At 58.1% G+C, this 18,929-nt stretch carries 19 protein-coding genes, 1 pseudogene and 1 riboswitch; of the genes and pseudogenes, 7 read left to right on the top strand and 13 right to left on the bottom strand.

The window, feature by feature from the left end; genetic code table 11:
- Window position 1: 1 nt before the first annotated feature.
- The 4 genes from ABLV30_RS15560 to ABLV30_RS15545 form a co-directional block, all read right to left on the bottom strand.
- Window positions 2-778 (bottom strand): ABC transporter ATP-binding protein, encoded by a 777-nt coding sequence (locus ABLV30_RS15560; protein ID WP_064357493.1) that lies wholly within the window; start codon window positions 776-778, stop codon window positions 2-4.
- Window positions 775-1,590, bottom strand: coding sequence for an ABC transporter permease (locus ABLV30_RS15555; RefSeq protein WP_265799867.1), 816 nt, complete (start codon window positions 1,588-1,590; stop codon window positions 775-777). Before ABLV30_RS15555 ends, ABLV30_RS15560 begins: the two co-directional genes overlap by 4 nt.
- A 24-nt stretch (window positions 1,591-1,614) precedes the next feature.
- Window positions 1,615-2,673, bottom strand: a complete 1,059-nt coding sequence (locus ABLV30_RS15550) for a putative urea ABC transporter substrate-binding protein (RefSeq protein WP_014838452.1) — start codon at window positions 2,671-2,673, stop codon at window positions 1,615-1,617.
- A 57-nt stretch (window positions 2,674-2,730) separates the two neighbouring features.
- Window positions 2,731-2,829: riboswitch (guanidine-I (ykkC/yxkD leader) on the bottom strand.
- Between the two features lie 212 nt (window positions 2,830-3,041).
- Window positions 3,042-3,644, bottom strand: coding sequence for an XRE family transcriptional regulator (locus tag ABLV30_RS15545; RefSeq protein ID WP_014229319.1), 603 nt, complete (start codon window positions 3,642-3,644; stop codon window positions 3,042-3,044).
- Window positions 3,645-3,687: 43 nt separating this feature from the next.
- Between ABLV30_RS15545 and ABLV30_RS15540 the strand changes: the two genes are divergently transcribed.
- Window positions 3,688-4,380 carry a B3/4 domain-containing protein gene (locus ABLV30_RS15540; RefSeq protein ID WP_014229318.1) on the top strand — a complete coding sequence of 231 codons (693 nt, stop codon included), beginning with the start codon at window positions 3,688-3,690 and terminating at the stop codon, window positions 4,378-4,380.
- Window positions 4,381-4,425: 45 nt separating this feature from the next.
- On the opposite strand, the gene ABLV30_RS15535 is transcribed toward ABLV30_RS15540, so the two are convergent.
- From ABLV30_RS15535 to ABLV30_RS15525, 3 genes are all read right to left on the bottom strand, one after another.
- Window positions 4,426-5,058: a LysE family translocator gene (locus tag ABLV30_RS15535; protein WP_014229317.1), complete on the bottom strand. Its 633-nt coding sequence runs from the start codon at window positions 5,056-5,058 to the stop codon at window positions 4,426-4,428.
- A gap of 149 nt (window positions 5,059-5,207) precedes the next feature.
- A complete protein-coding gene (locus tag ABLV30_RS15530; protein WP_025108281.1) occupies window positions 5,208-5,675 on the bottom strand; it encodes a DMT family transporter in 468 nt (155 codons plus the stop codon).
- A gap of 9 nt (window positions 5,676-5,684) precedes the next feature.
- Window positions 5,685-6,119 (bottom strand): DMT family transporter, encoded by a 435-nt coding sequence (locus ABLV30_RS15525; RefSeq protein WP_004850792.1) that lies wholly within the window; start codon window positions 6,117-6,119, stop codon window positions 5,685-5,687.
- A gap of 99 nt (window positions 6,120-6,218) precedes the next feature.
- Between ABLV30_RS15525 and ABLV30_RS15520 the strand changes: the two genes are divergently transcribed.
- Window positions 6,219-7,151: a LysR family transcriptional regulator gene (locus ABLV30_RS15520; RefSeq protein WP_109240339.1), complete on the top strand. Its 933-nt coding sequence runs from the start codon at window positions 6,219-6,221 to the stop codon at window positions 7,149-7,151.
- Between the two features lie 265 nt (window positions 7,152-7,416).
- The gene (gene katG, locus ABLV30_RS15515) at window positions 7,417-9,600 is read left to right on the top strand and encodes a catalase/peroxidase HPI (RefSeq protein WP_032695023.1); all 2,184 of its coding nucleotides are present in this window, start codon (window positions 7,417-7,419) and stop codon (window positions 9,598-9,600) included.
- Between the two features lie 50 nt (window positions 9,601-9,650).
- Here katG and mgtU read toward each other — a convergent pair whose 3' ends face one another.
- The 5 genes from mgtU to ABLV30_RS15490 all read right to left on the bottom strand — a co-directional run bounded on the left by mgtU (window position 9,651) and on the right by ABLV30_RS15490 (window position 14,427).
- Window positions 9,651-9,737, bottom strand: coding sequence for a magnesium transporter protection protein MgtU (gene mgtU / locus ABLV30_RS15510; protein WP_251009858.1), 87 nt, complete (start codon window positions 9,735-9,737; stop codon window positions 9,651-9,653).
- Window positions 9,738-9,750: 13 nt separating this feature from the next.
- Window positions 9,751-9,843 (bottom strand): protein MgtR, encoded by a 93-nt coding sequence (gene mgtR / locus ABLV30_RS15505; RefSeq protein ID WP_014229313.1) that lies wholly within the window; start codon window positions 9,841-9,843, stop codon window positions 9,751-9,753.
- An 18-nt stretch (window positions 9,844-9,861) separates the two neighbouring features.
- Window positions 9,862-12,594, bottom strand: a complete 2,733-nt coding sequence (mgtA, locus tag ABLV30_RS15500) for a magnesium-translocating P-type ATPase (protein WP_265799863.1) — start codon at window positions 12,592-12,594, stop codon at window positions 9,862-9,864.
- 155 nt (window positions 12,595-12,749) lie between these two features.
- Window positions 12,750-13,445, bottom strand: a complete 696-nt coding sequence (locus tag ABLV30_RS15495) for an MgtC family protein (protein ID WP_265799862.1) — start codon at window positions 13,443-13,445, stop codon at window positions 12,750-12,752.
- A 412-nt stretch (window positions 13,446-13,857) separates the two neighbouring features.
- Entirely contained in the window at window positions 13,858-14,427 is a 570-nt protein-coding gene (locus ABLV30_RS15490; RefSeq protein ID WP_265799859.1) for an anti-virulence regulator CigR family protein, read from the bottom strand.
- Window positions 14,428-14,715: 288 nt separating this feature from the next.
- Here ABLV30_RS15490 and ABLV30_RS15485 point away from each other — a divergent pair, with 288 nt between their 5' ends.
- Both ABLV30_RS15485 and ABLV30_RS15480 read left to right on the top strand, forming a co-directional pair.
- Window positions 14,716-16,125 (top strand): MFS transporter, encoded by a 1,410-nt coding sequence (locus ABLV30_RS15485; protein ID WP_025108275.1) that lies wholly within the window; start codon window positions 14,716-14,718, stop codon window positions 16,123-16,125.
- A gap of 17 nt (window positions 16,126-16,142) precedes the next feature.
- Window positions 16,143-16,337: pseudogene (locus tag ABLV30_RS15480) on the top strand (LysR substrate-binding domain-containing protein); the annotation flags it as partial.
- Here the strand turns inward: ABLV30_RS15480 and ABLV30_RS15475 are convergent.
- Window positions 16,334-17,239 carry a LysR family transcriptional regulator gene (locus ABLV30_RS15475; RefSeq protein ID WP_014229305.1) on the bottom strand — a complete coding sequence of 302 codons (906 nt, stop codon included), beginning with the start codon at window positions 17,237-17,239 and terminating at the stop codon, window positions 16,334-16,336. The pseudogene ABLV30_RS15480 and the gene ABLV30_RS15475 sit on opposite strands and share 4 nt — an antisense overlap.
- Window positions 17,240-17,395: 156 nt before the next feature.
- On the opposite strand from ABLV30_RS15475, the gene ABLV30_RS15470 reads away from it, so the two are divergent.
- Window positions 17,396-18,196 (top strand): AraC family transcriptional regulator, encoded by an 801-nt coding sequence (locus tag ABLV30_RS15470; RefSeq protein ID WP_219558325.1) that lies wholly within the window; start codon window positions 17,396-17,398, stop codon window positions 18,194-18,196.
- Between the two features lie 85 nt (window positions 18,197-18,281).
- Window positions 18,282-18,899 carry a LysE family translocator gene (locus ABLV30_RS15465; RefSeq protein WP_014229303.1) on the top strand — a complete coding sequence of 206 codons (618 nt, stop codon included), beginning with the start codon at window positions 18,282-18,284 and terminating at the stop codon, window positions 18,897-18,899.
- Window positions 18,900-18,929 lie beyond the last annotated feature (30 nt).

Genomic DNA, 18,929 nt, shown 5'->3' with positions numbered 1-18,929 from the left:
ACTATCTCCTTAATGCGTAAACGTTATTGTCGCTGCCGGTTGCCAGCTGCGACATCCGCGCTTCATTGAGCGGAATATCGTAGGTAACGCGCGCACCCCAGGCGTTGGGCGCCTGCGGATCGATGCGCACTTTGTCGAAAACCAGCAGCCGGGTGCCAAGGTTGAAGCCCTCCGCGAGGTCGTGGGTGACCATAAAAACCGTCATCCGCGTTTCGCTCCACAGCTGGAGCAGCAGCCCGTGCATATCCTTGCGAATACCGGGATCCAGCGCGCCGAAGGGTTCATCAAGCAGCAGTACGCGCGGCTGCATGACGAAAGCCTGGGCGATCGCCAGCCGCTGCTGCATCCCGCCGGAGAGCTGCGCCGGATATTTATTCAGCGCGTGCCCCAGTCCGACTTTCTCCAGCATCCGCTGCGCCCGTTCGCGCGCGTCGCGTTTTCTGCCGGCAAACAGCCGGCCAAACAGCGGTGACGCCGGGAGTTCGAGGCCAATGGCGACGTTATCCAGCACGTTGAGGTGCGGGAAAACCGAATAACGCTGAAACACCACGCCGCGGCTGCGGTCCGGCTCCGCCGCCAGCGGCTGGCCGTCGAGGGTGATCTCCCCGCGAGTCGGCTTTTCCTGGCCGAGCAGCAGGCGTAAAAACGTCGACTTCCCGCAGCCGGACGCGCCGACCATCGAACAGAACTCGCCCTCTTTCACCTGCAAATTGATGCGCTCCAGCACCACGTGGTCGCCGTACTCCTGCCAGATATTTTTGATGTCGATAAAGCTCATGCCCGGCCTCCTTCCGCCCACGGGAAACAGGCTTTGTGCAGCTGACGCAGCGCCAGATCCATCAGCCATGCCAGCAGGGTTATCCAGATGACGTAAGGAATAATCACATCCATCGCCATATAGCGGCGGACGAGGAATATGCGATAGCCGAGACCGGCGGTGGCGGAAATGGCCTCGGCGGAGATCAAAAACAGCCATGCGGAGCCCAGCAGCAGGCGCAGGGAGGTTATCAGCCGCGACAGCAGCTGCGGCAGCACTACCCGCAGCACCACCGTCCAGCTATTGGCGCCGAGGGTTTGCGCTTTGATAAACAGCTCCGCCGGGATTTCCCGCGCCCGCTGTTCAAGGTCGCGCGCCAGCATCGGCGTAATGCCAATGACGATAAGCATCACTTTTGATAGCTCATCCAGGCCGAAGACGATAAACAGCACCGGCAGGATCGCCAGCGGCGGGATCATCGACACCACGGTCATCAGCGGCGACAGCACCGCGCGGTACATCGGGAACACGCCGGCGGCGATGCCGATGCCCAGGCCAATCAGCGAAGAGAGCGCCAGACCAATCAGCAGGCGGCTCATACTAATCAGCGTGTCGGCCCACAGCAGATACTCGCCGCTGCGTTTATCCGGGGTGAAGGCCATCCGGTCAATGGCCGCGATCATCTGCGACAGGCCGGGCAGCAGTTTATCCTGCGGGTTGGCTTCCAGCCGCACCGCCGAACCGATAAACCAGGCGGCGATCATCAGGACGAAGGGCAATAGCATCAGCGTCAGGCGCATACCCTGCCGGGGATAGCGGTTAATGTGGCGCATGGCGTGGACTCCCAAGGTCAATCATTACAGCTGCCCCGCCGCGGCCAGCTTCAGATAGCTGTCGTCAAAGCGCAGCTTGCTGTTGGCGGTATCGCCGACGGTGACGCCGCCGGGGAAGGTCATGCCGATAAAGTCAGCGCTCTGCGCTCCCTCTCCCAGCAGCCCTTTGTCAAAAGAGAACTGCGCTACCCGCTGCATGGTTTTTGCCAGCGCCGGCGAGGAGATAAACGTCAGGGTATCGGCAGGCGTCCAGAAGAGATGGGTTGTTTTTAGCTGCGCCCGGTAGCCCGCGAGGTCGGTGCCGGAATCGGCGGCCATTGCGCTTAGCGCCTGCGTATCTCCGGCCTGCATTTTGGCCATCATCTCGAACCAGGCGCCGGTCAGGGCTTTACCCAGCGCCGGGTTATCTTTGAGGGTCTGAGTATTCACCACCATCATGTCGATCAGCTCGCCGGGAACCTGCGAAGAGCTAAAGACCTCCGTGGTTTGCGGCGTCTTTTTGATAACCGAAAGCTGTGGATTCCAGGCCACCGCCGCGCGTACGCCGCTGGTGCCAAAAGCCGAGACGATATCCGCATCCGAGGTATTGACCACTTTGACGTCTTTTTCCTGCAGCCCGGCTTTTTCCAGACCGCGAACCAGCAGGTAGTGCGATACCGAAAGCTCCGGGAGATACACCGCCATGCCTTTCAGATCGCTGAGCTTTTTATCCGCCCCCTTCAGCACCACGCCGTCGTTGCCGTCGGAGTAGCTGCCGGTAATGAGCGCCGTGGTATCCACGCCCCCCGCCGCCGGAATGGTCAGGGCATCCATGTTGGTCATGGTGCAGCCGTCAAACTGGCCCGCGGTGTACTGGTTAATGGATTCGATGTAGTCGTTCAGCTGAACGATATTGATTTTGATGCCGTATTTGCTGGCCCATTTATCGATGATCTTTTCGTTGCTGATGGTGCCCCAGGGCATCCATCCGGCATAGATAGTCCAGCAGATGTTGAACTCTTTTTTGACGGCGGCAAACGAGGGGACGCTGGCCAGCAGCGCCAGCGACAGGATAAGAGAGCGGAGGATCGGCGGTGTCTTCATGGTGGACCTCTGGTTAGCACGAGAAACGGGGGCAGCGCGACACCCAACGGTGCTGCTGTCTCCCGGGCTTTTGTCCCGCCGTGTAACCTCGCAGAGGTCGCCAGCTCTCGGACCAGACGTTCACCTGAGTGAACCGGAACCCTAGCCAGCTATTGTGTTATCTCAATTGTCTGTTGCGCTGCCTTCTGAACAGGAGTGTGCAAGGTCTATGCCAGGCGCGCAGCGCGCGTAAAATCAGCCCTACGACGGCAGGCGCCGCCGCGACTCCCAAAAATGGGGAGTGATGATGGGGCATTGCATGGATTTGGTGCGTATGGCGTGAAGGCGGCGAGCGGTCGGGACGATAGCCGCTCGCCGGGAAACGCTTGCTAGCGTGCTTTTTCGCTCACCGTCATGGTGAATCGCGCGATCTTATCCCCGGCGTTAGCGTAGCTATGCGGGGCGTCGGTACGCGCGACGGCGGAATCCCCCTCTCGAATCAGATAGACCCCGTCGTTAACCGTCAGGGTTAAGGCGCCCTCGGTCACGAAAAGCAGCTCAGTCGTCCCCTCCCCGTGCCCCGGCGATGTGAACATTTCTCCCGGATTGAGGCTCCACTGCCAGAGCTCAACCATATCCGGACCGCTGGTACCGGCAAGGAGCCGCGCCTTGCCGCCCTGCTCGCCCTGCCACAGCGTGGGAATCTCGCCTTCTGCAATCACCTTTACCGGCGGCGCGGTGGCGACATTGACAAAATCGGCCACGGAAACGCCCAGCGCCGAGGCCAGACGGCACAACAGCGCAATGCTGGGATTGGCCCTGCAGGCTTCAATGTCTACCAGCATACCTTTGCTGACGCCCGCGCGTCGCGACAGCTCATCCAGGGAGATCTTCTTTTCCGCCCGGTAGCGCTTAATGCGCGCCGCAACGGCTTCATTAATCATGGCGGCATCGGCGCCCGCGTCGGTCGTTATATTGACTTTATTGGTCATCGGTCGATATTATGCTTTAAAATGGTCGTTACAGGATTATCCAATGAATAGCGTATTACCGTCAATCAGCCCGCAGGTCTCCGCGCTGGCCCCCGGCTTTCGCGCCCTGAGCATTGATGTCGTTTCCGCCGCCGTACGCGCCCCCCTGGTCGGGTCCGATGCGCTCCGCTCCGCCTGCCAGGCGGTTATCGCCGGCGAGCCGCAGTGGGCGGAGGCGCACCTGCAGGCCTGGAACGAGGTATTCCGCGCCTTTGGCGCAAAACCCAAGCGGACGCCCTGCTCGGCGGAAGCCTTGCGCAGGCGGGTGCTGCGCGATGGCGAGATGGCTGCGATCGATCCCATCGTCGATCTCTATAATGCGGTGAGCCTGCGCTACGCCGTGCCGGTCGGCGGCGAAAACCTGGCGGCTTACGTTGGCGCCCCGCACCTCAAGCTCGCGGACGGCAGCGAACCGTTCGATACCGTCAAAGAGGGGCAGATCGTTCACGAATATCCCGACGCGGGAGAAGTGGTCTGGGGCGACGATCGCGGCGTGACCTGCCGACGCTGGAACTGGCGACAGGGAGTACGTACTCGTCTGAGCGTGGAGAGTCCGCGGATGTGGTTTATTCTTGAAAGCCTGCCGGAAATGCCGCTTAGCGCGCTGCAGGAGGCGGGAGAGATGCTGAGCAACGGCCTGCTGGAGATGATGCCGGAGGCGACGATCCGCTCACAGCTGATAGGGCCAGGAGCCTAAAGCCATTCCTTGCGCCCGGCAGCGTAGCACCGCCGGGCGCAGCGATTACTTCCGCGCCTCGAAGGCAATTTTCACCGCCATCCCCGCCAGCACCGTCGCCATCAGCCAGCGCTGAAACTGCTGCCATAACGGGCGCCCCGCGAGAAACAGCGACACCTGCCCGGCCATCACCACAATCAGCGCATTAACCGCTACGCTAATGAGCGCCTGCGTCCCTCCCAGCACCAGCGACTGTGCAAGGATGCTGCCGTGTCCGGGAGAGATAAACTGCGGCAGCAGTGAGAGATACATGATGGCGATTTTAGGGTTCGCCAGGTTAGTAATAAAGCCCATCATAAACAGCTTACGGCCGCTATCGGCAGGCAGGTCGCGCACCGCAAAGACCGAGCGCCCGCCGGGCTTCACCGCCTGCCAGGCCAGATAAAGCAGATAGACCACGCCGCTGATGCGCAACGCGTCGTAAGCGTAGGGAACGGCGAAGATCAGTGCGGTAATACCGAAAGCGGCGCACAGCATATAAAACACAAACCCCAGCGCCACCCCGCCGAGGGAGACCAGTCCGGCCCTTCTTCCCTGGCAAATCGAGCGCGAAATCAGATAGATCATATTCGGCCCCGGGGTCAATACCAGGCCAAGGGCAACAAGCGCGAAGGTCAGCAGCGACGGTATCTCAGGCATAGCGTATCTCCGGTAAAGTGATGTGATGCCCAGGCGCGCGGCGGCGATCCCCATGCTCCCCGACAGTACCTGTCTAAAGCGCCAGTCACAGGGTGACGAACAGTATGACCGCGGTTGGCGATGCGCGACAACTCACCTGAACAGGTGGGCTAACTCTCCTTATCTTCAGCTTTTGCCGCCGCGCTGGAGCGGTAAATAAAGAACAGCGCCAGCCCCAGACAGACGATGGCCCCCAGCCGCCCCGCTGAAAAGGCAATGGCGTCGTTACCCAGCCAGCCAAAATTATCGATCAGCAGACTCATGGCCAGTTGGCCAAAAATCACCGCCACCGTGGCCGTCGCGGTACCGATACGCTGCACCGCCACCACCATAATTACGATATAGGGAACCCCGCAAAATGCGCCCAGCAGCTGCCATTTCGGCACATCCAGCAGCGTTGTCGACTGATGGGGGGCAAAATAAAAAATCAGCAGCGCCGTGATCAAGGCGCCCACCGCAAACGTGAGAAACGCGCTGCGAAATACGCCCACCTGGCTGCCCAAACGGCCGTTAATCGCCGCCTGCATACTCAACATCGCGCCGCCGACCAGCGCCAGCAAAATCATTATGCTACTCATGTTAACTCCTCAGCTTGTGGCGATCAGAATCAGGGCGACGATGATAAACAGCAGCGCGATAACCCGCCGTCCATCGATTTTACGTTTTGCCGAACCAAACAGACCGTAGTGGTCAATCAGCAGGCTTTTGCATACCTGACCGGCCAGAATGCCGATCATCGTCATGGCGATACCGATAACCGGTACGGCAATGGTTAAGATGACGACGTAAATGGGCCCCAGTACGCCCCCGGTAAGCTGCCAGCCCGGTAAGGAGAAGAACGAGGGACCCTGCCTGGGGCCAAACAGCAGCATCAGCAGAAAGGTTAGCGCGCTCCCGACGCTAAAAATGCTGAAGGTGGCCCACAGGTCCCCTACCTGACCGGCAAGCGGCCCGAGTAGTCCGGCTTCCACGGATAACCCCATGCCGCCGGCAATCACAAGAAAAATAAGTAATAACTGCATCGTTGATATCCGATTATTGATTGGGTGGCAGAGCATAAAGCAGCGAAGTAATGTGAAAAACGATACAATCAGGGAAACACTTTTGCGGATATTGCATTAATGAGCGATGCGGGTAATGTGAATTTTCGGGCGCTACAGCTGTTTATCGCCGTCTATGACAGCCAGAGTTTCTCCGTGGTGGCGAGGCGGGAAGGCGTTTCGCCCTCAATGGTGTCGCGCGTCATTCACCAGCTTGAGGATGCGCTCGGCCAGCAGCTCTTTTATCGTAATACCCGGGCGGTGGTTCCCACCGAAGCGGGACGCCTGTTTGCCGAACATGCCAGAGGGCTCGGCGAACGGTTCAGCGTTGCCAGGCGCGACCTGCAGGACCGTCGTCTTGAGCCGGGTGGACTGGTGCGGATCAACGCCCCGGTCTATTTTGGCCAGCGCCATATCGCGCCGTGGCTGCCGGGGCTGACGCAGCGCTATCCACAGATGCAAATTGCGCTGGCGCTGACCGATGATTTTATCGATCCGCACCGCGAAGCGACCGACCTGATTTTCCGCATCGGCAGCCTGCCGGACTCCAGCGTTCATGCCAGAGTACTGGGTATGCAGCATCACTATCTGGTTGCGGCTCCGGACTATCTGCAGCGCTGCGGCACGCCGGAGAAACCGGAAGATCTTCGCCATCACAGCACGCTGGTCTACAGCGGTTCAAATGGACCTAACCGCTGGCTGTTCCGCCTCGCGGAGGGAGAATGGGTTCACTATCCGCAAACGCCGCGGCTGGCATCAAATAACGCCGATGCGCTGCTGACCGCTGCGCTGGGAGGCATGGGGGTGGTGCTCTTTCCCGATTGGATGGTCAATGAAGCCATGGGGGCTGGAAGGCTGATTCAGCTGATGCCTCACTACAGCGCGGCGATCGGCAGCAGCCCCTCGCCGGTGTCGGCGATCTACCCTCACGCCCGTCATCCTTCGTTAAACGTACGTGCGGTAATAGACTATTTTATCGACGTTTTTGGTACGCCTTTATACTGGCAGCGCTAAGCCGTTTTACGCACTAAAATTGTCGTAACTCAAACAATCGGTCTTCGCTGGCGGGGATGATGTCTTAACGATTCCTTTACGCGTATGTTACGACTATTGTGGTTGAGTCAATACTGAACAATCAATCATTGAACAATGATATATGTTCGGTTTTTACAAAGGCATTGAACGGAAATAACTATTAAATCCGTAGACTCATTCAAATATCGCTTATTGGTAGCAGTGTATATCGTAATGGCATTCACAAAAGCAAACGGAGCCTGATATGAGCACGTCAAACGATCCTTCGAATACCCCGTCGGCAGGGAAATGCCCTTTCCACGCCGAGACGGCGACGCCCACCCAGAGCGCGGGCGGTGGCACCGGCAACCGCGACTGGTGGCCAAATCAACTACGGGTGGATCTGCTGAATCAGCACTCCAATCGTTCAAACCCGCTGGGCGAACACTTTAACTACCGCGAAGAGTTTAAGAAGCTCGACTACTCGGCCCTGAAGGCCGATCTGCGCGCCCTGCTCACCGATTCTCAGGAGTGGTGGCCAGCGGACTGGGGTAGCTATATCGGGCTGTTTATTCGTATGGCGTGGCACGGCGCCGGTACCTATCGTACCGTTGACGGGCGCGGCGGCGCGGGCCGCGGCCAGCAGCGTTTCGCACCGCTCAACTCCTGGCCGGATAACGTCAGCCTCGACAAAGCCCGTCGCCTGCTGTGGCCGGTAAAACAAAAATACGGGCAAAAAATCTCCTGGGCCGACCTCTATATGCTGGCAGGCAACGTGGCGCTGGAAAATGCCGGTTTCCGTACGTTTGGCTTCGGTGCCGGTCGTGAAGACGTTTGGGAACCGGATCTGGACGTCGACTGGGGTAACGAAACCGAATGGCTTGCCCATCGTCATCCGGAAAGCCTGAATCAGCAGGCCATTGGCGCGACCGAAATGGGGCTGATTTACGTCAACCCTGAAGGCCCCAACGCCAGCGGCGACCCGCTCTCCGCCGCCTCCGCGATTCGCGCGACCTTCGGCAATATGGCAATGAATGATGAAGAGATCGTCGCGCTGATCGCCGGCGGTCATACGCTGGGCAAAACCCACGGTTCCGCGGTGACCAGCCACGTTGGCGCAGAGCCGGAAGCGGCGCCGATTGAAGCGCAGGGACTCGGCTGGGCGAACAGCTACGGCAGCGGCGCGGGCGCCGACGCGATCACCTCCGGTCTGGAAGTGGTCTGGACGCAAACGCCGACCCAGTGGAGCAACTACTTCTTCGAAAACCTGTACAAATATGAGTGGGTGCAAACCCGCAGCCCGGCAGGCGCGATTCAGTTCGAAGCGAAAGATGCGCCGGAGATCATTCCTGACCCGTTTAATCCGGAGAAAAAACGCAAGCCGACCATGCTGGTCACCGACCTGACGCTGCGCTTCGACCCGGAGTTCGACAAGATTTCCCGCCGCTTCCTTAACGACCCGCAGGCCTTTAACGAAGCCTTTGCCCGCGCATGGTTTAAACTTATTCACCGCGATATGGGGCCGAAGTCCCGCTACATGGGCCCGGAAGTGCCGAAAGAAGATCTGATCTGGCAAGATCCGCTACCGGCGGCGGTCCACACCCCAACCGCAGAGGATATCGCGACGCTGAAAACCGCCATTGCCGACGCCGGCCTTTCGGTCAGCGAGCTGGTTTCCGTTGCCTGGGCATCGGCCTCCACCTTCCGCGGCGGCGATAAACGCGGCGGCGCCAACGGCGCGCGTCTGGCGCTGGAACCGCAGAAATCCTGGCCGGTAAACGCCATCGCGTCCCGCGTGCTGCCGACCCTGCAGGGGATTCAGCAGGCATCCGGTAAAGCGTCGCTGGCCGATATTATCGTTCTGGCCGGCGTGGTGGGCATTGAGCAGGCTGCCGCGGCGGCGGGCGTTCAGGTTAGCGTTCCCTTCGCCCCTGGCCGCGTCGATGCGCGTCAGGATCAGACCGATGTGGAAGCGATGGATCTGCTGCAGCCGCTGGCCGATGGTTTCCGCAACTATCGTCGCGTTGGCGGCGGCATCTCCACCGAAACGCTGCTGATTGATAAAGCGCAGCAGTTAACGCTGACGGCGCCGGAAATGACGGTACTGGTGGGCGGTCTGCGCGTGCTGGGCGCGAACTTCGACGGCAGCCGACACGGCGTGTTTACCGACCGCGTGGGGGTGTTGAGCAATGATTTCTTCGCTAACCTGCTCGATATGGGGACCGTCTGGAAAGCCGCTGACGAGCACGCTGAGCTGTTTATCGGCCGCGACCGTAAGAGCGGCGAAGAGAAATATACCGCGACCCGCGTTGACCTGGTGTTTGGCTCCAACTCCGTCCTGCGCGCCCTGGCTGAAGTGTATGCCTGCAGCGATGCGCGGCAGAAGTTCGTGAATGACTTCGTTGCCGCATGGACCAAGGTGATGAACCTCGACCGCTTCGATCTGTAATCCTTTCCCCGGCAGAAATGCTAAACCCGGGCCAATGGCCCGGGCTCCTCTTATCTAATCCAGATTGTCAGCAGAATAATGATGGCCGCAATAATCGCCACCTGAATAAAGACTTTATCCAGCGATCCTCTGCGCATCGCGCCCCCTTTTTCAGAACAGGATTTGCCAGATAGCCAGCAACAGCACCAGCAGACCCACCAGGAAAAATATCAGCGCGATGAGGGTGTCCGGAGAACGATTCATCTCTGCGCCTCCTTATCATCAGAACCACTGACCAAAGCGTTTGATATAGAAACGCTTCATGCCCTGCGCGACCAGGCAGTAGCTGAGCAGCGTCGCGATCAGCCACGGGAAGTAGCTCAGCGGCAGCGGCTCCAGCCCGACCATCGCCCCCAGCGGCGAGAACGGAATGTAGATGCCCATCGCCATAATGACCGCGGTGGTGAGCAGCACCGGCAACGTCGCCCGACTCTGGATAAACGGAATTTTCTGCGTTCTCAGCATATGCACCACCAGCGTTTGCGACAGCAGCCCTTCAATAAACCACCCGGACTGGAACAGCGCCTGGGCTTCGACGTGATTCGCCGCAAACACGTACCACATCAGCGCGAAGGTGGTGATATCAAAAATGGACGACGTCGGGCCAATCCACAGCATAAAGCGGCCGATATTTTTCGCATCCCACTTGCGCGGCTTACGCAGGAATTCCTTATCCATCTTGTCCCACGGCAGCGAGAGCTGAGAGAGATCGTACATCAGGTTCTGGATCAGCAGATGAATCGCCAGCATCGGCAGAAACGGAATAAACGCGCTGGCCACCAGTACCGAGAAGACGTTGCCGAAGTTAGAGCTGGCGGTCATATTCAGGTACTTAATGATATTGCCAAAGGTCTCACGCCCTTTGATCACCCCTTCTTCCAGCACCATCAAATCCTTTTCCAGCAGGATGATATCGGATGCCTCTTTGGCGATATCCGCCGCGCTGTCGACGGAAATACCAACGTCCGCATCGCGCAGCGCCGGCGCATCGTTGATGCCATCGCCGAGGAAGCCGACGGTGTGGCCGTTTTTCTGCAGCGTTTTCAGGATGCGCGACTTCTGCAGCGGCGTCAGTTTGGCGAATACCGAACGCGTTTCCACTTCGCGCTCCAGTTCGTTATCCGTCATCGCTTCAATCTGCGCGCCGGTCAGGATACCGTGGGCATCAATCCCCACTTCCAGGCAAATACGCGCCGTGACCACCGGGTTATCGCCGGTCAACACTTTGACCGCCACGCCGTTATCGCGCAGCGCGGTAATCGCTTTTCCCGCGCTCTCCTTCGGCGGATCGAGGAAGGTCAGCATCCCTTCGACCGTCAGCCCTTGCTCATCCGCGGCGCACAGCGGGGTTGTCAGGGCGGAGTCATCCAGCTTGCGGGTCGCGACCAGCAGCACGCGGAAACCCTGGGCGTTGTAATCCTGCGTTTTGGCTAACAGCAGATCGCGGCGGGTTTCATCCAGCGCAACCACGCGGTCGCCTTCGCGCAGATGCGTGGCCACCATCAGCATCTCTTCGACCGCGCCTTTGCAGATCAGGCTTTTATCGCCGTGGCGGCCATCTTCCACCGACACCGAGACCCGACGGCGGACAAAATCAAACGGCAGTTCATCGAGCTTCACGAAGCGCTCTTTGGTCGCTGGCGCAATCCGCCCCTCGCCAAAGCGCAGCACCGCCCGGTCCATCAGGTTGCGCGCCCCGCTCTGGCTGCTGCTGTTGAGCCACGCCAGCGTCAGCACCCGGTCGCTCTCGCTGCCGCTGACGTCAAGATGATGCTCAAGAATGATATTGTCCTGCGTCAGCGTGCCGGTTTTATCGGTGCACAGCACGTCCATGGCGCCAAAGTTCTGAATGGCGTTCAGCCGCTTGACGATCACTTTGCGCCGCGACATGGCGATAGCGCCTTTCGCCAGGTTTGAGCTGACGATCATCGGCAGCATTTCCGGCGTCAGGCCCACCGCGACCGCCAGGGCAAACAGCGATGCCTCAACCCAGTCTCCTTTGCTGAAGCCGTTAATCAGCAGCACAATCGGCACCATCACCAGCATAAAACGGATCAGCAGCCAGCTGACGCTGTTTACCCCACGGTCGAACGCCGTCTGGGTGCGCGTACCGACAATGGACTTCGCCAGCGAACCAAACCAGGTGCGGTTTCCGGTAGCCACCACCACCGCCTGCGCCCTGCCGCTGGTCACGTTGGTGCCCATCAGACAGATATTGCCCATCTCCAGCAGGCTTTTATCTTTGTTCGGCTCGGGAAGCCTGTCGCACCCTTTGCCGGACACGCTGGCCAGAACGTCATACTTTTCCACCGGCAGCGATTCGCCGCTAAGTATCGACTGGCTGACGAACAGGTCCCGGGACTCCAGCAGGCGGACATCCGCCGGAACCAGATCCCCCGCAGCCAGGAAGATGATGTCACCGGGCACCAGTTCCTCAATGGCAATCTCCTCCTGCGCCGGCCCCATGTTACCAGGACCGCGACGCAGTACCGTCGCCGTGGTGCGAACCATGGATTTCAGCGCCTGCGCCGCTTTGTTGGTGCGAAACTCCTGCCAGAAACGCAATAACCCGCTCAGGCTGACCATCGTGACGATAATGATAATCCCGGTCAGATCGGTCTCTTCGCCGTTACGCAGCGGTAGCCAGTAATCGGTCACGAAGCTGACGGAGGCCAGCGCCATCAGGACATAGATAAACGGGTTATTGAATGCCTGCAAAAGCTGGATTAGCGCCGGCGGCGCCTGCTCGTGCGCGACTTCATTGCGGCCATATTCATTCAGCCGCTCAAGGGCATCTTCGGTGGTGAGCCCCTGACGGCTGCTGTTGAGCCGCGCCAGCGTATGATCCGGGCTGTTAAATGCCTCGGTTTCAATGGCGAAGCTTTTTTTATGCTGCTTATCATTTTCTGACGCAGACCGGTTTATTTTCCGGTTTTCTATTTTCATGTCAGTCATGATTATTCCTCAAATTTAAGACGTCGTTATCCCTGCATAATTGACTTATGCATAATTCATTTTTACGTTATTAAACGCTTATTACTTTAATTGCCTGGGAATATCCATCATTCCCTCCTTAGACAAATCATTGCCAGAGTAGAATATCAGGGAGGCTAACTCCCCTCGACGCACCAGCGCACTGACGTAATGTTTTCGTCACCGCCAATTCTTGACATAATAAGATCTCGCGCTTTGCGGGAGTCGGTATTACCAACCAGTTCGATGCGGATTTCTTTATGTCCTTGTTCTTTTGCTGCTATCGACACCAGCCCCTGCAAGCTGAGCGTCATCTCTTTACTGATATTAAGCAATAGCTGACGAATCGCGTTTTCATGTTCGCTATGACAGATAATATTCAGGACGTAGCATTTTTCTTCTTCTGTCGCGCCGGGGATCTGATTAATTCTCTGCGCCGCTTCGCGCAGTAGAATATTGGCGCACAGGATGATCAGCGTTGCCGCCGCCGCTTGCCAGAACTGGCCTAAGCCACACAGTACGCCAATCGCCGCAGAGCACCACAGGGTTGCCGCGGTATTCAGGCCGCGCACGTTCATGCCTTCCCGCATGATGACCCCGGCGCCGAGAAAACCAATTCCGGAAACCACCTGCGCGGCAATACGTCCCGGACTATCCGGCGATGTGGAGATAGAGCTCAGAATAAAAACCGCCGCGCCGGTGGCGACCAGCGCATTGGTGCGCAGGCCAGCCATCCGCTGACGCCACTGTCTTTCGGTGCCAATCAGCGCGCCCAACAGCATCGCGGCGAGTAAATTTGCGATATAAGGAAACATCAACATAGCTTCCTCCATTTTTGCTGGAAGAATTAACTACGTGCTTTATTAAGCACACGACAAATTGTCGCCAGAGAGGCGATTAACGTCGCGTTGACGGTGGAGGGAATAATGTATTTTTAAACATGAACATGACGATTATCCTCGCAGCCATGCTGCGTTATTTTTTATGGGATGCAATCGTCTGGATGAGGAGATTGCTGCCCGCCGGTTGGCAAGCAGCGCAGAAAAAATAGCGTCAGCTTGCCTTGATGTTTAAGTAAGGGTGACTGTCCAACATATTTCTCCTGTGTGAATTTGTGCTCATTATAGTCATTCAATTATTTGAGTAAAGTTAAAATCTCGCTTTAGTGACGATTTGTTTAGAATGACCTTAATGCGCTAAGCCTGACCGTCAGGATTAACCCCGGCGCGAACCGGGGTTAATTCACTAGTCAAAGACGCCATTAATTATCGACGTCACGATCGCCGTACTCAGCGCGATCAGCACTAAATCCTGGCCCACCACGCGCCATTCATAGCCAGGATAGTAAGGCAGTTCGTTGAGCATCGATGCCGGAACCGCTTTTTTTGCAATCCCCGGAGGTAAGGGTTTACCGCGAGCCAGATTTTTGGCGATTCCCGGCGGCAGCGACTGATAGCCGGTTAAACCGTAGTTTACCGCCAGCGAACGCGCTCTGGAGAAGCTGATATCAGCGGAGACATGATCGGGTTTGCCGTAGTTTTTTCTCTGCCCCGGATTTCCTTCTTTATGACCCTGGTTGCCCTTATCAACGTTGTTTTTACCGCTATTGCCGTTGTTACCGTTATTGCCATGGTTACCGCTATTCCCACCACTGTTGCCATGGTTACCGCTATTCCCACCACTGTTGCCATGGTTACCGCTATTTCCACCGCCGTTGCCACCGCCGTTACCGGGATTAGCGAAGACCGGCGTAGCCATCATTGACAGCGAAAGCGCCGCCGCCAGCGCTGCTTGTAAAATTTTCTTACTAGACATGATTATTTTCCTGAGTGGGAGTACTCGCTTTGAATGTAGGTGAATAACCTGAGCGCAACAATCTCTCGTTATCTTAAATATATTTCAGGTCAAACTTAGCGGCCAGATGGTGAATTCCTTCACCCCGCGGCCGGGCCACAGGCGAAAACCAGCACACAACGCCAGCCAAACCACATTGGCATTATTTTATTCTGCAAATCTCTCTCCCCCGATGCGATTAAAAATTTAAAACCATTAACAATCAAATAACATTAGCAGGCAAACATTTTATCTGAGGAAAATAATAATATGTCTACCACCCAGGTTCTGGGCGACGCCGCGTTCGCCTCCCCAGGACATCCCCACTCCAGCCTGACCGCTCGCATCGATGCGCTCCCCGCCTCCGTTGGCCTGTGGTCTTTTATCACCCTCCTGGCGCTGGGCGGCTTCTTCGAGCTGTACGATCTTTTTCAGACCGGCTATATCAGCACCGGGCTGCTGGCAGAGGATATTTTCCATACCGGCGAGCAGGGTATCTTCGGTATCTCCGACCAGGCCGCCTTCGCGTCGTCCACCTTTATGGGGCTGTTTATTGGCGCCAGCCTGCTTGCGCCGCTGGCGGATAAGCTGGGCCGCCGCCTGACGTTTATGTTTGCCCTCGCCTGGTACGGCGTATTTTCGCTGATGATGGCCCTGCAAAGCAGCGCTGAAGGGGTTATCTTCTGCCGCTTTCTGGTCGGCGTCGGTCTCGGCATTGAGCTGGTGACCATCGACACCTATTTAAGCGAATGGGTGCCGACGCATCTGCGCAATAAAGCCTTCGCTTTCGCCTTCTTTATTCAGTTTTTATCGGTTCCCGCCGTGGCGCTGATGTCGTGGCTGCTGGTGCCGATTACCCTTTTCGGCCTGACCGGCTGGCGCTGGGTGATCATCTTCGGCGCGCTCTGTTCGCTGATTATCTGGGTTATCCGCAAGAAGCTGCCGGAGTCGGCGCGCTGGCTGGATGAAAAAGGCCGCCACGAGGAAGCCCATAAGGTGATGTGCGAAATGGAACAGCGCTGCGGCGTTTCTCCCTCGCCGCGCCACCAGGTTGAGAGGCAGGATAACCCGCGCAGGCTGGGAAGCTTTAAAGCGATCTGGGCGCCGCAGTACCGCAAACGTACGATCATGCTGATGGTAATGAACTTCTTCCAGGCCATCGGCTTCTTTGGCTTCGGCAACTGGCTACCGGCCCTGCTTTCCGGCCAGGGGGCGAGCATCACCCACAGCCTGCTGTATGCGTTCTTTATTACCCTCGCCTATCCGATTGGCTGTCTGTTCTGCACCCGCTTCGTTCATCGTTTTGAAAACAAATGGCAAATTGTGCTTTCCGCGCTGATGACGGTGGTGTTTGGCACCCTGTTTGCCCTGCAGAACAGCCCGGTGCTGCTGGTGATTTGCGGGTTTATGATCACCTGGTCAAACGCCTGGCTGACCATTAGCTATCACGCCTACCAGGCCGAAGTTTTCCCGACCCACATTCGCGCGCGGGCGGTCGGCTTCTGCTACTCCTTTAGCCGGCTGTCGACGGCGATCACCAGCATTTTGATCGGCATTATTTTGCAATACGCCGGTACCCCAGGCGTGATTAGCTTTATCGTCGCCAGCATGCTGATGGTGATGCTGTCGGTGGGCATCTTTGGTCCGAAAACTCGCGGGATCAGCCTGGAGAATATTTGATGGTAGCCGCCGCCGGGTTAGCCGGCGTTGGCTTCGCTATTCTGGGGGAGAAACCCTGCCGCCCGTTTATCGATCGCGGTGAACTCCAGGAAGTCGCGCTGGAGCTGCCGCCGGCGCCGTTACAGCTCTCCGCCCTCTATCGGGAGCGCCACTTTATGCCCGCCAGAACGCGCGTCTGGCTTGAATTTATCCAGTCGCAGATGGCCAGCTAAGCGCCGTCAGCCGACTGGCGTTCGCTAAAAATCACCTGCGCATCGGCGAAGCATTTTTCCGCCAGCGACGACACCGGCTCTTTGTTGCGCATGATCAGCGCCAGCATCGAGTCGACCTCCGTCTCGGGGATCGGCCTGATTTCCAGATTATCGCTTAGCGCTTCGAGGCCGTTGTTCAGCGGCATAATCGCACAGCAGATCCCGGCCTGCACCGCCTGGATGATCTGAAACGTAGAGTCGCTTTCAAAAACGTATTTTGGCGCCAGCCCCTTGGCCTTAAAGCTCATCTCAATCGATTCACGGTAGTACATGCCCTTGGTCAGAAAGCCCAGCGGCAGCGCGGCCAGGGTATCCCACTCAGGCGTCGCGTCGGCAAACTGATAATGACGCCTATCGTGCAGCAGCCCCATGCGGGTATTCGGCAGCCAGACCACGTTGAACAGTTGGCTATCGACGTGGTGCAGATAGCAGATCCCCAGATCCAGCTGGTTGCGGCTAACGCCGTCGATAATCTGTTCCGAGGTCATGGACAGCAGACTGAACTGCAGCTCCGGGTATTTATCCGCCAGCGGCTTGATCAGCTGCATCGGATTCAGGCTGGCTAAAGGCACCATCCCGACTCTTAGCTGGCCGACCATCTGCCCGCGACAGATAGCCGCCTCCGCCTCCAGCCCGTCGTGCGCCGCCAGCAGCGCTCGCGCCCAGGCCAGAATACGCTCGCCCTCTGGGGTAAACCCTTCAAACCGCTGCCCGCGCTGAATCAGCGTCAGATTAAGTTCTTCTTCAAGATTGCGGATACGCATCGATAGCGTGGGCTGGGTGATATGGCAGGCCGCCGCGGCCTGGCCGAAATGTCGTGTTCTGTCGAGCGCAATCAGGTACTTAAGCTGTTTAATATCCATTATCATCCACTGTTTGCGCAATCTGCTGGCAGCGCAGCAGGCAAAATGTTAGCTAAATGTTATGTTCTGCGTTGATGAAATTCAAGCGCCGGTCGACCGTTGCTCGTCCCGCGTGCCTGAGGCTACACTCATGCTATGCCCCGGCAGGAGAAACCGTTGAAAACTCGCCTTCATCACGTTCAGCAGCACCGGCTCACCATGCCGGGACTGGAAGCCATGTCGTTAGTCACGGAACAGAGTTTTCCGCGCCATTCCCACGACCAGTTCGGCATCGGGATTTTCACTCAGGGCGCGCAGCGTTCGTGGAGCCATCTGGGCAAAATTGAGGCCGCCGCCGGAAATATCATTATGGTTAATCCGGGGGAGATGCACGACGGTATCCCGCTGAATGGCCCGCGCAGCTGGCAGATGATCTATCTCGATCCCGAGCGGGTTGCCGCTGAATTTCAGGGGGCGATAAAGGCCGAAGATATTCTCCTGCGCCCGGTGGTCGAGGACCCGCAGCTGCGCGGACTGATGCTGCGGCTGTTTAGCGAGATTGTCGCCAGCGCCCCCGAGAATACCGCCGTAGAAGAGGCGCTACTGCTCTGCCTGATGCGGGTGAGCCGATACCATCTCTGCGCACGGCGGCCTGATAAAAGCGGTACCCCCTCCATCGCGCTGGCCAGGCAATATCTCGATGATGCCCCCGAAGAGAAAATCTCTCTCGAGGAGCTTGCTACCCTCTGCGGTCTCAGCCGCTTTCAGCTGATCCGCGGCTTCGCTCGCGAAACCGGCATCACGCCGCACGCTTATCTGGTACAGGCCCGCCTGCGCCTGGCGCGCCGCCTGCTCGCCGAAGGTCACTCCCCCGCCGATACCGCCTTCATGGCCGGCTTTGCCGATCAAAGCCATCTGACCCGCGCGTTTCAAAGGCAGTTCGCCATGACCCCAGGCAGCTATCAGGCGAGCCGCTAGCCGACGTTGTGCAATTTTGTTCAATACCGGCGCGCGGCTTTTTGAAATACTCAGGGCCTCGATTCTCTGCAACAGGAATGACATCATGGCGTTCATCACCCCTGAGTTTCTTTTGACTTCGCTGATTGTGGTCATCGCCCCCGGCACCGGGACGCTTTACACCATTGCCACCGGCCTGGCGGCGGGCAGAGGCATGAGTTTTGCCGCGGCCTTCGGCTGCACGCTGGGCATTATTCCGCATATGCTGGCGGCGATAACCGGGCTGGCGGCTATCCTCCACAGTACCCCCGGCGCCTTCGAGCTGGTGAAGTACGCCGGCGTCGCCTGGCTGCTGTACCTCGCATGGGCCACCCTGACCCAGCGCGGCAGCCTGAACGTGGAGGGCGTCGAGCAACGCAACCCGCGCCAGGTCATCAGCCACGCGATTCTGATTAATTTGCTTAACCCTAAGCTGCCGCTCTTCTTTCTCGCCTTTCTGCCGCAGTTTATCCAGCGCGGCTCGGCTTCGCCGATCGGGGAAATGCTGATCCTGAGCGCCGTTTTTATGCTGATGACGCTGCTGGTTTTTATGCTCTATGGCGCCTTTTCGGCGGCGATGCGCGGATACGTGCTGTCGCGTCCGCGGGTGTTACAGGGGCTGAGAGCCTGCTTTGCCGCCGGTTTTGTCGGGCTGGGGATTAAGCTGATTCTGGCGCAGAGGTAGCGATTTTGCCCACGACGCGACGATCGCTGC

The organism is Klebsiella sp. CN_Kp113, from assembly GCF_040064585.1.
Classification (GTDB): Bacteria; Pseudomonadota; Gammaproteobacteria; order Enterobacterales; family Enterobacteriaceae; genus Klebsiella; species Klebsiella michiganensis.
Note: the sequence above shows the minus strand (reverse complement) of the source record. Positions and strands in the feature narration are given on the sequence as shown.